The sequence below is a fragment of the Halomonas sabkhae genome, assembly GCF_030409265.1.
GTDB lineage: Bacteria > Pseudomonadota > Gammaproteobacteria > Pseudomonadales > Halomonadaceae > Halomonas > Halomonas halmophila.
In genome coordinates this window covers 54238-67522 of record NZ_JAUFPM010000004.1, presented here as the reverse complement: position 1 = coordinate 67522, position 13285 = coordinate 54238, and the positions used below count along the sequence as shown (strand labels likewise).

15 protein-coding genes are annotated in these 13285 nt (G+C 66.3%); 12 read left to right on the top strand and 3 right to left on the bottom strand.

Going from position 1 to position 13285, the window contains the following annotated elements; all coding sequences use genetic code 11:
- The first annotated feature begins 82 nt into the window (after positions 1 to 82).
- From phaR to coq7, 6 genes are all read left to right on the top strand, one after another.
- Positions 83 to 550 carry a polyhydroxyalkanoate synthesis repressor PhaR gene (gene phaR, locus QWY79_RS03090; protein ID WP_290269809.1) on the top strand — a complete coding sequence of 156 codons (468 nt, stop codon included), beginning with the start codon at positions 83 to 85 and terminating at the stop codon, positions 548 to 550.
- Positions 551 to 624: 74 nt separating this feature from the next.
- Positions 625 to 1917, top strand: coding sequence for a phosphoribosylamine--glycine ligase (purD, locus tag QWY79_RS03085; protein ID WP_290269807.1), 1293 nt, complete (start codon positions 625 to 627; stop codon positions 1915 to 1917).
- A 42-nt stretch (positions 1918 to 1959) separates the two neighbouring features.
- On the top strand, positions 1960 to 2394 hold the full coding sequence (locus QWY79_RS03080; RefSeq protein WP_290269805.1) for an acyl-CoA thioesterase: 435 nt from the start codon (positions 1960 to 1962) through the stop codon (positions 2392 to 2394).
- Positions 2394 to 3266 carry a phosphoribulokinase gene (locus QWY79_RS03075; RefSeq protein WP_290269803.1) on the top strand — a complete coding sequence of 291 codons (873 nt, stop codon included), beginning with the start codon at positions 2394 to 2396 and terminating at the stop codon, positions 3264 to 3266. The genes QWY79_RS03080 and QWY79_RS03075 overlap by 1 nt, the downstream gene beginning before the upstream one ends.
- Positions 3267 to 3343: 77 nt before the next feature.
- Entirely contained in the window at positions 3344 to 3685 is a 342-nt protein-coding gene (locus tag QWY79_RS03070; protein ID WP_141317355.1) for a histidine triad nucleotide-binding protein, read from the top strand.
- Between the two features lie 160 nt (positions 3686 to 3845).
- The gene (gene coq7 / locus QWY79_RS03065; RefSeq protein ID WP_290269801.1) at positions 3846 to 4490 is read left to right on the top strand and encodes a 2-polyprenyl-3-methyl-6-methoxy-1,4-benzoquinone monooxygenase; all 645 of its coding nucleotides are present in this window, start codon (positions 3846 to 3848) and stop codon (positions 4488 to 4490) included.
- Positions 4491 to 4590: 100 nt separating this feature from the next.
- On the opposite strand, the gene QWY79_RS03060 is transcribed toward coq7, so the two are convergent.
- The 3 genes from QWY79_RS03060 to QWY79_RS03050 form a co-directional block, all read right to left on the bottom strand.
- Positions 4591 to 5022 carry an OsmC family protein gene (locus QWY79_RS03060; RefSeq protein ID WP_290269799.1) on the bottom strand — a complete coding sequence of 144 codons (432 nt, stop codon included), beginning with the start codon at positions 5020 to 5022 and terminating at the stop codon, positions 4591 to 4593.
- Between the two features lie 78 nt (positions 5023 to 5100).
- Positions 5101 to 5766 carry an N-acetylmuramate alpha-1-phosphate uridylyltransferase MurU gene (murU, locus tag QWY79_RS03055; RefSeq protein ID WP_290269796.1) on the bottom strand — a complete coding sequence of 222 codons (666 nt, stop codon included), beginning with the start codon at positions 5764 to 5766 and terminating at the stop codon, positions 5101 to 5103.
- A complete protein-coding gene (locus tag QWY79_RS03050) occupies positions 5763 to 6806 on the bottom strand; it encodes an aminoglycoside phosphotransferase family protein (protein WP_290269794.1) in 1044 nt (347 codons plus the stop codon). Before QWY79_RS03050 ends, murU begins: the two co-directional genes overlap by 4 nt.
- A gap of 159 nt (positions 6807 to 6965) precedes the next feature.
- Between QWY79_RS03050 and QWY79_RS03045 the strand changes: the two genes are divergently transcribed.
- The 6 genes from QWY79_RS03045 (at position 6966) to QWY79_RS03020 (ending at position 13276) form a co-directional block, all read left to right on the top strand.
- Positions 6966 to 9428 carry an LPS-assembly protein LptD gene (locus QWY79_RS03045; RefSeq protein ID WP_290269790.1) on the top strand — a complete coding sequence of 821 codons (2463 nt, stop codon included), beginning with the start codon at positions 6966 to 6968 and terminating at the stop codon, positions 9426 to 9428.
- Positions 9429 to 9456: 28 nt separating this feature from the next.
- Complete coding sequence (locus QWY79_RS03040; protein ID WP_290269788.1) at positions 9457 to 10098, top strand: SurA N-terminal domain-containing protein; 642 nt, start codon at positions 9457 to 9459, stop codon at positions 10096 to 10098.
- Positions 10095 to 11150, top strand: coding sequence for a 4-hydroxythreonine-4-phosphate dehydrogenase PdxA (gene pdxA, locus QWY79_RS03035; protein WP_290269787.1), 1056 nt, complete (start codon positions 10095 to 10097; stop codon positions 11148 to 11150). The genes QWY79_RS03040 and pdxA overlap by 4 nt, the downstream gene beginning before the upstream one ends.
- A 99-nt stretch (positions 11151 to 11249) precedes the next feature.
- On the top strand, positions 11250 to 12050 hold the full coding sequence (rsmA, locus tag QWY79_RS03030) for a 16S rRNA (adenine(1518)-N(6)/adenine(1519)-N(6))-dimethyltransferase RsmA (protein WP_290269785.1): 801 nt from the start codon (positions 11250 to 11252) through the stop codon (positions 12048 to 12050).
- On the top strand, positions 12050 to 12439 hold the full coding sequence (gene apaG / locus QWY79_RS03025; RefSeq protein ID WP_290269781.1) for a Co2+/Mg2+ efflux facilitator ApaG/CorD: 390 nt from the start codon (positions 12050 to 12052) through the stop codon (positions 12437 to 12439). Before rsmA ends, apaG begins: the two co-directional genes overlap by 1 nt.
- Positions 12440 to 12469: 30 nt before the next feature.
- Positions 12470 to 13276 carry a symmetrical bis(5'-nucleosyl)-tetraphosphatase gene (locus tag QWY79_RS03020; protein ID WP_290269779.1) on the top strand — a complete coding sequence of 269 codons (807 nt, stop codon included), beginning with the start codon at positions 12470 to 12472 and terminating at the stop codon, positions 13274 to 13276.
- The last annotated feature ends 9 nt before the right edge of the window (positions 13277 to 13285 follow it).

The following is a 13285-nucleotide window of genomic DNA, read 5'->3' as shown; positions in this document are numbered from 1 at the left end:
GACGCCTTGCAAGCAGGGTGGCGCGGTGCACAATACTCGGATGAAGGGTGAATGCCCAACCCACAATGCAAGGAGCTGCGCCGTGCGCGTCATTCGCAAGTATGCCAATCGCCGTCTCTATGATACCGAACAGAGCCGCTATGTAACCCTCGAGGACCTGCGAGGCCTGGTGCTGGATGACGTGGCCTTCCGGGTCGAGGACGCCAAGTCCGGGGAAGACCTGACACGCACCATCCTGCTGACCATTATCATCGAGCAGGAGCAGGCCGATGGCGAGGCCGAGGTGTTCTCCAACGACCTGCTGGCCCAGTTCATCCGTGTCTATGACATGGCCAAGCCGCTGCCGCTGGCCCGCTATCTCGAGCAGGGTACCCGGCTGATGATGGAACAACAGAAGCACATGCAGGACCAGTGGCAGCAGGCCATGCGCCACACCCCCATGGAGCTGATGCGGGAACTGGCCGAGGAAAACATGCGCTTCTGGCAGCAGAACCTCGGGGGCCAGTCGGGCCGGCAGCGTCAGGACGATGACGATGACGGCAAGGCCTGAACGGGCGGCGACCCGTTCAGGTTTCTGACATAATGGCGTTCTATGTTTCCCGAGGTATCGAGGTAGAGCAGCGGATGAAGGTCTTGATCATCGGCGGCGGTGGCCGCGAACACGCCCTGGCCTGGAAGGTGGCGCAGTCGCCCCGGGTGGAAAGCGTCCAGGTGGCGCCGGGCAATGCCGGCACGGCCCGTGAGCCCGGGCTCGAGAACGTCGCGATCGGCGTCGGCGATCTGGAGGGGCTGGTAGCCTTCGCGCGTGACCAGCGGATCGACCTGACGATCGTGGGGCCCGAGGCACCGCTCGTCGAAGGCGTGGTGGACCGATTCCGGGAGGCCGGACTGGCCATCTTCGGACCCAGCGCGGCCGCCGCCCGGCTCGAGGGCTCCAAGGCCTTCAGCAAGGACTTTCTGGCCCGGCATGCCATTCCGTCTGCCGAGTATCGCACCTTCGTGGACGTGGAGCCGGCGCTGGCCCATGTCGCCGAGAAGGGCGCGCCGATCGTCATCAAGGCCGACGGACTGGCCGCCGGCAAGGGCGTGATCGTGGCCATGAGCGAGGCCGAAGCCGAGGCGGCGATCCGTGACATGCTGGAGGACAATGCCTTCGGCGATGCCGGGGCGCGCGTGGTCATCGAGGAATTTCTCGATGGCGAGGAAGCCAGTTTCATCGTCATGGCCGATGGCCGGTCCATCGTGCCCATGGCCACCAGCCAGGATCACAAGCGCGCCCTCGATGGCGACCAGGGCCCCAACACCGGCGGCATGGGGGCCTATTCGCCGGCTCCCGTGGTGACCGCCGAGGTCCACGAGCGCATCATGCAGCGCATCATCGAGCCCACGGTCAAGGGCATGGCGGAGGATGGCCACCCCTATAGCGGCTTTCTCTATGCCGGGCTGATGATCGATGCCGAGGGCAATCCCAGGGTCATCGAGTTCAACTGCCGCTTCGGCGATCCCGAAACCCAGCCGATCCTGATGCGTCTGCAGTCCGATCTGGCCGAGCTGTGCCTGGCCGGTGCCCGGGGCGAGCTCGCCGGCAGGGCCTGCGACTGGGATCCGCGCCACGCCGTGGGCGTGGTCATGGCCGCCGGTGGCTACCCCGGCAGCTACCGCAAGGGCGATGTGGTCGAGGGTCTGCAGGCCGCCGAGGCCACGGGCTGCAAGGTCTTTCATGCCGGCACGGCCCAGGGCGACGACGGGTCGGTGGTCACCGCCGGGGGGCGCGTGCTGTGTGTCACCGCCCTGGGCGATGCTATCAGTGATGCCCGGAATCAGGCGTACCGTGGTGTGGATGCCATCGACTGGCCCGGCGTGGCCTGTCGACGGGATATCGCCCATCGCGCCATCGGGCGCGGCCGAGCCGGGTAATCGGTTGCCATTGCGCGTCTGCGCAGCTATTCAGGAGGGCCCATGGAGCGCGTCAGGATCGACTTTCCCGAAGCGGCTATCTGCCACCGGCACCCGCTGGCGGTGCGTATCACGGACATGAACTACGGGCGCCACCTGGGGCACGACGCGGTGATCTCGCTGATGCATGAGGCGCGGGTGCAGGCACTGGCCAGCCTGGGGCTCAGCGAGGGCGACATGGCCGGCTATCCCTGTGTGGCGGCGGATCTGGCCGTGCAATACCAGACCGAGTCACGCTGGCCGGATGCGCTCATCGCCGATACCGCCATTCCCGCGCCGTCACGCAAGACGATCGGCGTCTATCATCGCCTGCGTCGCGAAGCCGATGGTCGTAGCGTGGCTACGGCGCGCCTCACCCTGATGCTGGTCGACCCCGAGGCGGGTCGCCCGGTCCCGGTACCCGATGCGCTGGTCGAGCGCCTGTCGAGGGGGAGCTGATGTCCCGCGAGTATCCGATCATCGCCGTCACCGGCTCTTCCGGGGCGGGCACCACCACCGTCAAGCGCACCTTCGAGCGGATGTTCGCGCGTGAAGACGTGCACGCCGCCTTCGTCGACGGCGATGCCTTCCATCGCTATACGCGCCAGGAGCTGGCGCGCATGTTCCGCGAAGAGCCCGAGCGCAAGGATGAACTGTCGCATTTCGCCGTGGAGGCCAACCTGCTGGACAAGCTCGAGGCGCTCTTTCAGGACTATGGCGACAACGGCTACGGTACCTACCGGCATTACATTCATGCCGAGGACAAGTCGATGATCGAGGCCGGCTATCAGGTCGGCACCTTCACCGAGTGGCAGTCGCTGCCGTCGGGCACCGACCTGTTGTTCTACGAAGGCCTGCATGGTGGCCTGGTGACGGCCGAGCATGACATCGCCCGACATGTCGATCTGCTGGTCGGCGTGGCGCCGACCATGAACCTGGAATGGATCCAGAAGATCGACCGCGACATCCAGGCGCGCGGCTATACCCAGGAGGCGGTGATCGACACCATTCTGGGTCGCATGGACGATTATGTGCGCTACATCCTGCCGCAGTTCTCGCGCACGCACATCAACTTCCAGCGCGTGCCCACCGTGGATACCTCCAATCCCTTCGAGGTCCAGGACATTCCCACCGATGCCGAGTCCTTCGTGGTGATTCGCTTCCGCGACCCCGCCACCGTGGACTTTCCGTATCTGCTGGCGATGATCCAGGACTCCTTCATGAGCCGGCCCCATACCCTGGTGGTTCCGGGATCGCGGCTGTCGCTGGCCATGGAGCTGATCCTCGGCCCGCTGGTACGCCACCTGCTCGCCCAGCGACGGTTCCGCTGACTGGCCCGGCGCTGACAACGAGCCACACGACCGTTAAGCTCGCCCCTGAATCCCTGACGCTTTGCCTGGAGCCCGACATGGATTGCCTGTTCTGCAAGATCATCAATCGCGAGATTCCCGCCGATATCGTCCATGAGGACGATGACATCCTGGCCTTCAACGACATTGACCCCAAGGCCCCGCGTCACATGCTGGTGATTCCCAAGCGGCATATCGCCACCCTGAACGACATCGAGGAGGGGGATCTGGCGCTGGTCGGCCGTCTGCAGTACACCGCGGCGCGCCTGGCCCGGGAGCAGGGATTCGCCGATGATGGCTACCGCGTGGTGATGAATTGCAATGAAGACGGCGGACAAACGGTCTATCATATTCATATGCACCTGATGGGCGGTCGACGCTTCACTTGGCCGGCTGGCTAGCCGGAACCTGTCAAGGCCCCGAGCCGCGAATCGAAGGTGTTCGACGCATCAGGTGCGTGCCGATGCCGCCCAGCCGGGCGGCATCCTGCGCTCTGGACGCTGTGCCCGTCGGCTGGCTGGGGTATGATAATGAGGCCAACGACTGATCAAGAGGGATGCCATGACTCGCCAACTGTCCCGCGCTGATAACCTGATTCACCAGTTCGACACCGTGCTGCGCACTCTGGTGCCCGGTGCCGCCCAGCCCTCGCGGCCGTCACCGGCCACCGAGGACATTCAGGACGAGCCGCTGGATGCCGAGCAGCGCCAGCACGCCGCCGGCCTGATGCGCATCAACCACACCGGTGAGGTCTGTGCCCAGGCCCTCTACCAGGGCCAGGGGCTGACCGCCAAACTGCCCGAGGTGCGCGGACAGATGGAAGAGGCGGCCCAGGAGGAGGTCGATCATCTGGCCTGGTGCGACACCCGCCTACAGGAACTCGATGGCCGTACCAGCCTGCTCAACCCCTTTTTCTACGTCACATCCTTCGGCCTCGGGGCCGTGGCGGGAGCCGTGGGGGATCGTGTCAGCCTGGGGTTCGTGGCGGCGACCGAGGAGCAGGTGGGGCGCCATCTGGACGAACACCTCGAGAAGCTGCCCCGCGGCGACCGCCGCTCGCGCGCGATTCTCCACCAGATGGCCATCGATGAAGCCCATCACGCCCACCAGGCCCTGGAAGCCGGCGGCGCCCGCTTCCCGGCCCCGGTGAAAGCCGGCATGACCTTGATGTCCAAGGTCATGACCGAGTCGGTTTATCGGCTATAAGCTATAAGCTTCGAGCCACGAGTTGCGAGCGGCGGGCTACACTCTGCTCGTATCTCGTATCTCGTATCTCGTATCTCGTATCTCGTATCTCGCGAAACCCTCAGCTACCTTCCCCGGTCTCGACGATGGTGTAGGAGTGCGTCACCTCCACGCCGCCATTGGCGAGCATGATGGAGGCGCTGCAGTACTTCTCGGCGGAGAGTTCCACGGCGCGCTTGACCTGCTTTTCCTTGAGCTGGTGCCCGCTGACGGTGAAGTGAACATGGATCCGGGTGAACACGCTGGGTACGGCATCGGCGCGCTCGGCTTCTATCTCGGCGACGCAGTCGGATACCGGGGCGCGGGACTTTTCCAGGATCTCCAGCACGTCGAAGGAGGTGCAGGCGCCCATGCCCATCAGGAGCATCTCCATGGGACGGGGGCCGGTGTTGCGACCGCCGTGGTCGGGCGGGCCGTCGATGACCACGCTGTGGCCGCTTCCGGATTCGGTGACGAACTGGCGACCGTCGGTCCACTTGACGCTGGCTTTCATGAGCGGGGATGTCCTCGTATCGGGTTGAGAGGCGAGCAGCATAGCAGTTGAGGCCATGCGACTCAGCCCCGTGATGCGTCAGTCCTGGAGCAGCCGGTCGAGCTCGGCGAGGCGCTCCGGGGTGCCCACGTCGACCCAGTGTCCCGGATGGTGATAGCCGGCGATGCGATCCTCGGCGATGGCCTGACGCAGCAGGGGGGCCAGGGCAAAGGCGCCGGCCGGATGGTCGGCGACCAGGGCAGGGTCGATCTGGGCAATCCCGGCATAGGTCCAGCGCGGCTCGGGGGATTCCCGGACTCGCCCATCGGCCGTCAGGTGGAAGTCGCCGCCTGGGTGGTGGGGCGGGTTGTCGACCACCACCAGGCGCGCCAGGTCGGAGCCCAGCGAGGGCGGCAGGCGGGCCGGGTCGAGGTCGCACCAGACATCGCCGTTGACCAGCAGAAAGGGCGCATCGCCCAGCATCGGCAGGGCCTGGCGGATGCCGCCGCCGGTTTCCAGCGGTGAGGCTTCGCGGCTCCAGGTGATCGTCACGCCATGGTCACGTCCGTCGCCCAGCGCTTCAATGATCTGTTCGGCACGGTAGCTGACATTGATGACAATATCGCGCATCCCGGCCGCGGCCAGGCGCTCCAGATGGTGGACGATCAAGGGCTTGCCGCCGACCTCCAGCAAGGGCTTGGGGCAGTGGTCGGTGAGCGGGCGCATGCGCGTGCCGTATCCCGCCGCGAGAATCATGGCCTTCATGCGACCGACTCCCGGCTGATGCCTTCTGCCTGCAGCCTGTCGAGCATGGCCGGGCGCAGCGTCGTGCTGACCCAGTGGCGGAAATCGGCCAGTTCCGCGCGTGCTTCCAGGGCATCCTCCAGGTGGTTCAGGAAGTGCGGCAGGCGCGCCAGATAGCCGTCACGCTGGTCGCGCAGGGTCAGGCGGACGAAGATGCCGAGCACCTTGAGAGCACGCTGCGCGGCCATGCCGGCCACCCATTGCTGGAAGGTGGCGGCATCCGGGTCGCCCAGGCGGCCGTCGGCGATGGCGCGCTGGCGAAAGGCCTCGACCCAGGCTTGACGGCGCTCGGCCGGGAAGCGGCAGTACCGGCCGTGCAGCAGGGACACCAGGTCATAGCTGATGGGGCCGGCCACGGCGTCCTGGAAGTCGATCAGGTGCAGGGCGTCATCGACGACCATCAGGTTCATGGCGTCGAAGTCGCGGTGGACGGTGACCACGGGCTGGGCCAGGGCGGTCTCGATCAGTTGTCGGCGCACCGCCGGCCAGTCGGGCGGGGGCGCCAGCGACAGCCACTCGCCCAGGCACCAGTCGGTGAAAAGGTCGAGTTCCTTGCCCAGCAGTTCGGCGTCATAGCGGGGCAGGCCATCGCTGGCGGCGCGGTTCTGCAGACCATCCAGCAGGTTCAGGGCCGTGTCGTGCCAGGCCAGGGTCGTCGCCGCCCCCGAGCCCTCGAAACAGCATTGCAGCGGTGTGTCGCCCAGATCCTCGAGTTCCACGAAGCCGGCGGCCTGGTCCTCGGCATGGACATGGGGCACCGGCAGCCCGGCCGCGGCCCACTGCCGCGCGATGGCAATGAAGGGGCCGATATCCTCCTTGCCGGGTGGTGCATCCATCAGGATGCGGCGCTGGCCGTCCGCCAGTATGAGACGGAAGTAGCGGCGGAAGCTGGCATCATCCGCCGCCAGCTTCAGGTCGAGAGCGTCGGGGGCGAGCCCGTGACGCCGGCTGATCCAGTGGCGGAGGGCGGATTGGCGCGAGGACGCGTCGGCCTCTGACATCTTCACCTCTGTCGTGTTGAGTGGCGGGTGTCCTCAGGTTGACGACCCCGGGGCGTCACCGCATGCTGAGGCCAGTATCCAGGCTGACGGGCACTCTGCGGGACAGCTCGCTGTGTGGCTGTATAATACCGTTTCATTTCGCCAAGGACATCGTTGAACATGGGCAATCGATCCTCCAGGACGGCCCTGGCCGGTCTATTGATCTCGAGCTTGCCGGCTGCCCCGCTAGGGGCGGCACCGCCCGAGTCATTGCCGGCCGAGCAACTGGACTGGCAGCCCTGGGGCGAGGATCGTCCGCAAGGCGCTGTGTGTCGGGGTGTCTACCGCGCGCCGGAATATCGGCTTGCCGAGCCCATGGGCAACCAGGTGGCCACCGAGGCCGATGATGCCGAGTATGGCGATAACGGCCGGACCGTTCTCAGCGGCGAGGTCGTACTGCGTCGTAACAATACGCAGCTGGAGGCGCCACGCATAAGCGTGCCGGCGTCGCGTGAGCGCGTCGAGGTGGAAGGTCCGCTGGCCCTGCGCGATCAGAACGCCCTGGTGCGTGGCGCCAGGGCGACCTATTCGCTGCAAGGGGAAGCCGCGAGCATCGACCGGGCGCATTATGTGTTCCATGAACATCGCCTGCGCGGCGATGCGACCCGGCTGGCGCGGGTCGGCGAGGACCAGTATCGGTTGACCGAGGCCAGTTTCACGACCTGCGAGCCCGGCAACAACCTGTGGCGCCTGGTCGGCGAGGACATCGAGCTGGATCAGCAGAGCGGCTTCGGTACCGCCCGCCATGCGCGCCTCGAGGTCGGCGACGTGCCGGTCTTTTACTGGCCCTGGATGCGCTTTCCCATCGATGAGCGGCGTCAGTCGGGTTTCCTGTGGCCCACGGTGGGGATGTCCGGCGATGGCCTCGATTACGCCCAGCCCTATTACTGGAACATTGCGCCCAACCAGGATGCCACCATCACGCCGCGCCTGATCACGGATCGTGGCCTGTTGCTGGGTGGGCAGTATCGCTACCTGCTGCCCTCCGACGCCGGCGCCATCGAGGGTGCCTACATCTTCGATGACCAGCAAGCTGGGGAAGAGGCCTCGGAGTATACGCCGCTGGCAACCGGTGATGACCGCTGGTACCTGGATTACCGCCACGCCGGGCACTTCGATGAGCGCACCCGTTATCGACTGCGCTATGGTGCGGCCAGTGATGGGCGCTATTTCGACGACTTCGGCGCCGGCTTCAGGGAGCTGGACAGGGGCAGCATGCAGCGCCTGGCGCTACTCGAGTATCGGGGCGAGACCTGGCAGCTGGAAGGCAAGGCCCAGGGCTACCAGGTACTGGATGACCCGCTGAACCCCAACGACAAGCCGTTCTACCGTCTACCCAGCCTGACGGCCCGAGCCGACTGGCAGCAGGGCAACTTCTACGAGGAGTGGAACGCCAATGCGACTTACTTCTGGCGCGATCAGATTGGCGATGCCCAGGGGAACTATACCTACAAGGGGCAGCCCCGCCAGGTGCCGCTGCGCGAGGCGGCCAATGGCGCGCGCTTGCAGCTGACACCGGCAGTCGGCTGGCGCGGCGAGTCCACCTGGGGCTTCTTCGAGCCGCGGCTGCAATTGCACCATACCAGCTATGCGCTGGATTACGGGCAGCGTGACACCCAGCGCGACGAAAGCCTGACACGCACCCTGCCGGTGGTGTCGCTGGATACCGGCGTCATTCTGGAGCGGGCTGTCGAGGTCGCGGATAGCGCCTATCGCCAGACGCTCGAGCCCCGCTTCAATTATGCCTTCGTGCCGGGCGAAGACCAGAGCCAGTACCCCGACTTCGACACCACGGAGCGGGCCTTCTCCTGGCAGCAGCTGTGGTCGCCGTATCGTTTCAGTGGCGGGGATCGTGTCGGTGACCTCAATCGTTTGTCGTATGGCGTGAAGACGCGTTTCTTCGAGGACAGCAGCGGTCGCCAGCGTTTCTCCCTGGGCGTCGGTCAGGCGGCCTACTTCGAGGATCGCAATGTCGACATGGACGGCGACTCCGGTACCCTGCCGGACAACGAGGATGATCGCTATCGCGCCACACGCGACCGCTCTCCCTGGGTCACCCAGCTGGACTGGCAGGTCACGGACCAATGGCGCGCGCGCAGCGAATGGCTGTATGACGACCAGCGCAGCCGTACCGAGAGTGCCGGGCTGAACGTGCAATACCGGGCCGACGCCGGTCATGTATTGAACCTTGGCTACCGTTGGCAACTCGAAGGGTTCGAGCCCACGGAAGATCTCGAGGACACCCGCAACTATGACCGCGAGGAGTTCTCGGCATCCTTTGCCTACAAGGCCATGGATCGGCTCGACCTGGTCGCCGGAGTACGCTACGACAACACCAACAGCCGGATGCTCGAGCAGCTGGCGGGTGTGCAATGGAATGACTGCTGCTATGGTCTGCAGCTGGTGTGGCGTGAATGGGTCGACGACGAGAACACGGCCAACACTATCGCAGATGACACGACCGATCGCGGGCTCTTCCTGCGCTTCGCGTTCAAGGGGCTGGGCGGCGTCGGCGGAGAGACCGGGCGCTTCTTCGAGTCGGCGGTGCCCGGATACCGCCCGGCCGACTTCGGTCGCCCCTGATCAATTCATGAGGAAAGGAAGGAACGACATGCACAGTCGACGTATCGCCACCCTGACACTGGCTCTGTGTCTGGGCCTGGCACCCCTGGGAGCCGTGGCGCAGGAAGCCCGCCAGCCCCTGGACCGCATCGTGGCGGTGGTCAACGAGGGTGCCATCATGAACACCCAGCTCGAGGATCGGCTGGCACGCACCCGCTCGCAACTGGAAGCCCAGGGCCAGCAGGTGCCGCCGAACGACGTCCTGCGCGAGCAGGTGCTGGATCGCTTGATCGTCGAGGAAATACAGCTGCAGATGGCGCGCGAGAACAATCTCAGCGTGGATGATACCGAGCTCAACCGTCAGGTACGGGCGATTGCCCAGAACAATGGCATGAGCCTGGATGAGTTCGCCGATGCACTGGAAGCCGATGGCCTGTCGCTGGGCGTGGTGCGTGATCAGGTGCGCCGCGAGCTGCTGATGCGTCAGATCCAGCAGCGACGCGTCGGCAGTCGGGTCAGCATCTCCGAAGCCGAAGTGCAGCGCTTCATCGAGCAGCAGGGCGGCGGCATGAGCACCGAACAGGCACGTCGGGCGCTCTTCCAGCAGAAAGCCAACAGCGAGATGGAAACCTGGGTACAGGAAATCCGCTCCCAGGCCTTCGTCGAAGAGCGTCTCGGATCGGGGTCGTGAACACCGGCGACCTTCCGGTCATCGCCCTGACCACCGGCGAGCCGGCGGGGATAGGGCCCGAACTCGCGGTGATGCTGGCCTGCTGTTCACCACTGGCCGCGCGCGTGGTGGCGGTGGGGGATCCGGCCCTGCTGGCCGAGCGTGCCGCGGCGATCGGTCATGACATCCGCCTGCATGTGCTGGCGCCGAGCGACGCGCCCCCGGCTCCCGAGGCCGGCGTGTTGCCGGTCTGGCCGGTGGCGCTGCGGGCGCCGTCCGTGCCGGGCAGGCTGGACGCTCGCAATGCCGCCTATGTGCTGGAGACCCTGGATCGTGCGGTCGAGGCCTGTCGGGCCGGGACTGCCGCGGCAATGGTCACGGCCCCGCTGCACAAGGGCGTGATCATCGAGGCCGGTCATGGCGACTTTCGTGGCCACACGGAGTATCTGCGCGATGCCTGTGGCGTCGATGACGTCGTCATGATGCTGGCCACCGATTCGGCGCTGCATGCCCGGCACGCCGACTGGTCCGCCGGGCATGCCTTGCGCGTGGCGCTGGCCACGACCCATCTGCCCCTGCGCGATGTGGCCGATGCCGTGACCGCGCCGCGCCTGACGCGTATGCTGAGCATCCTCGATGCCGAATTGCGTCAGCGTTTCGGCCTGACGTCGCCGCGTATCCTGGTCTGCGGTCTCAACCCGCATGCCGGCGAGGATGGCCACCTGGGACGTGAGGAGCGCGACATCATCGAGCCGGCCCTCGAGGCCCTGCGTGAGCAGGGTTTGTCCCTGACAGGTCCGCTGCCGGCGGATACCCTGTTCACGCCGCGGCACCTGATGGAGGCGGACGCCGTCCTGGCGATGTATCATGATCAGGGGCTGCCGGTACTCAAGTATGCCGGTTTCGGGCGTGCCGCCAACATCACGCTGGGGCTGCCGCTGGTGCGCACCTCCGTGGATCATGGCACGGCACTGGATCTGGCCGGGCGCGGCGAGGCCGACCCCGGGAGCCTGCGAACGGCCGTGGCGCTCGCCATCCAGATGGTTCACGGCGGGGCGAGCTCGCCGCAGTAGGGCAGGGCGCCGTCCGCCACTGGCCTGCCATCGCCGCCCGCGCATCGGTGCACGGCCAGCCCGCTGCAATAGACCATCGCAACACAAGGACTCTCCTGAATGTCATCCCGTCCCACGGGCCATCGCGCACGCAAGCGCTTCGGCCAGAACTTCCTGCGTGACCCCGGTGTCATCTCCCGGCTGGTGCGTTCCATTGCGCCGGGTGCCGGTCAACGCCTGCTGGAAGTCGGCCCCGGCCAGGGGGCGCTGACCGAACCTCTGCTGGAAGCGGCGGGCGGGCAGCTCGAGGTGATCGAGCTGGACCGCGATCTGATTCCCGGGCTGCGTGTCCAGTTTTTCGACAAGCCGGGCTTCGTGATTCACGAAGGTGACGCCCTCAAGTTCGACTTCTGCGCGCTGCAGGGCGATGGCCCGCCGTTGCGAGTCGTCGGCAACCTGCCGTACAACATCTCGACCCCCTTGATCCTGCATCTGCTGCGCGCCGGCGATGCCATCTCGGACATGCATTTCATGCTGCAGAAGGAAGTGGTCGAGCGCCTGGCGGCCGAGCCGGGCGGTGCCGACCGTGGCCGCCTGTCGGTGCTGGCGCAGTACTATTGCCGGGTGGAGTCGTTGTTCACCGTCCCGGCCGAGGCCTTTGTCCCGCAACCCAAGGTGGAATCGGCCATCGTGCGCCTGACGCCGGCCGCCGGGGTGACGGCAAGGGACGAGGAGCTGATGTTCGAGGTGGTCCGCGAGGCCTTTGCCCAGCGCCGCAAGACGTTACGCAACAACCTCAGGGGGCGCCTGTCGGCGGAGGCGCTGACGGCGCTGGGCATCGACCCGGCGCGGCGTCCCCAGACACTGACGGTCGCGGAATTTGTGCGCATCGCCGACCACCTGGTAGAGGAGCCGAATTGATGGATGTCGCGCCCCAGAGCGAAGAAGTGCATGTCGATGTCGAACCGGCCTACTGTGATGATGAGTCATCCCCGGAAGAGAAGCGCTATGTGTTCAGCTACACCATCACGGTGCACAATTATTCCCGACACAGCATGCAGTTGATGGCGCGTCACTGGTCGATCACCCAGAGCAGCGGTCAGGTCCAGGAAGTGCGGGGCAAGGGAGTGGTCGGCCAGCAGCCGATGATCGGCCCCGGTCAGACCTTCCGCTATACCAGCCGGGCGATCCTCGACGGCCCGGTCGGCGTCATGGAAGGGGCCTTCACCTGCGTCGACACCGTGACGCAGCGGCCCTTCGAGGTGCCGGTAGCGCCCTTCCGGCTGGCCGGACCCAACCAGGTACATTGACGCCCACTATTCATCGTCAGGGGAGTCGGCATGACCACCTATGTCATCGGGGACCTCCAGGGTTGCCACGCCGAATTCGTCGCGCTGCTCGAGCGCCTGTCCTTCGACCCGCGCCGCGACCACTTGTGGCTGGCCGGGGATCTGGTCAATCGCGGCCCGGGGTCGCTGGACTGCCTGCGCGAGGCCAGGGCGCTGGGCGAGAGTGCCGAGGTGGTGCTGGGCAATCATGACCTGCACCTGCTGGCGGTCGCCCGCGGCGGCGCCGGGCTCAAGCGCAAGGATACCCTGGCCCCGATTCTCGAGGCGCCTGATCGCGAGGCGCTGCTGGACTGGTTGCAGAGCCGCCCGCTGCTGGTGCGGCGTGGCAACACCGTGATGAGCCATGCCGGTCTGCCGCCCCAGTGGGGCATCGAGCAGGCCGCGCGCCTGGCCGGCGAAGTCGAGCACTGCCTTAGCAGCGACCGGGCCGGGGCCTTTCTCGAACGCATGTACGGCAACGAGCCCTCCGCCTGGCACGACGCGCTCGAGGGCATCGAGCGGCAGCGCGTCATCGTCAATACGCTGACGCGGATGCGCTTCATCGACGCCTGCGGCCGGCTGGACTTTGCCGCCAAGGAAGGGCTGGACACGGCGCCCGAGGGGTTTGCCCCCTGGTTCCAGTTCCCGCGTGACGATCAGGCACACCTGCTGTTCGGCCACTGGGCGGCGCTGGAGGGGCGCACCCCGGACAGTCGCGTGCGGGCCGATGCCCTGGATACCGGCTGTGTCTGGGGCGGCAGCCTGACGGCTCTCGACCTCGAGACGGGGCAACGCATCAGCGTGCCCAGCCAGCAATGAACTTTCCCG

Coding starts and splice junctions, on each gene's coding strand:
- purD (WP_290269807.1), top strand. CDS start 625: ATGAAGGTCTTGATCATCGGCGGCGGTGGCCGCGAACACGCCCTGGCC.
- QWY79_RS03080 (WP_290269805.1), top strand. CDS start 1,960: ATGGAGCGCGTCAGGATCGACTTTCCCGAAGCGGCTATCTGCCACCGG.
- QWY79_RS03075 (WP_290269803.1), top strand. CDS start 2,394: ATGTCCCGCGAGTATCCGATCATCGCCGTCACCGGCTCTTCCGGGGCG.
- QWY79_RS03070 (WP_141317355.1), top strand. CDS start 3,344: ATGGATTGCCTGTTCTGCAAGATCATCAATCGCGAGATTCCCGCCGAT.
- coq7 (WP_290269801.1), top strand. CDS start 3,846: ATGACTCGCCAACTGTCCCGCGCTGATAACCTGATTCACCAGTTCGAC.
- QWY79_RS03060 (WP_290269799.1), bottom strand. CDS start 5,022: ATGAAAGCCAGCGTCAAGTGGACCGACGGTCGCCAGTTCGTCACCGAA.
- murU (WP_290269796.1), bottom strand. CDS start 5,766: ATGAAGGCCATGATTCTCGCGGCGGGATACGGCACGCGCATGCGCCCG.
- QWY79_RS03050 (WP_290269794.1), bottom strand. CDS start 6,806: ATGTCAGAGGCCGACGCGTCCTCGCGCCAATCCGCCCTCCGCCACTGG.
- QWY79_RS03045 (WP_290269790.1), top strand. CDS start 6,966: ATGGGCAATCGATCCTCCAGGACGGCCCTGGCCGGTCTATTGATCTCG.
- QWY79_RS03040 (WP_290269788.1), top strand. CDS start 9,457: ATGCACAGTCGACGTATCGCCACCCTGACACTGGCTCTGTGTCTGGGC.
- rsmA (WP_290269785.1), top strand. CDS start 11,250: ATGTCATCCCGTCCCACGGGCCATCGCGCACGCAAGCGCTTCGGCCAG.
- apaG (WP_290269781.1), top strand. CDS start 12,050: ATGGATGTCGCGCCCCAGAGCGAAGAAGTGCATGTCGATGTCGAACCG.
- QWY79_RS03020 (WP_290269779.1), top strand. CDS start 12,470: ATGACCACCTATGTCATCGGGGACCTCCAGGGTTGCCACGCCGAATTC.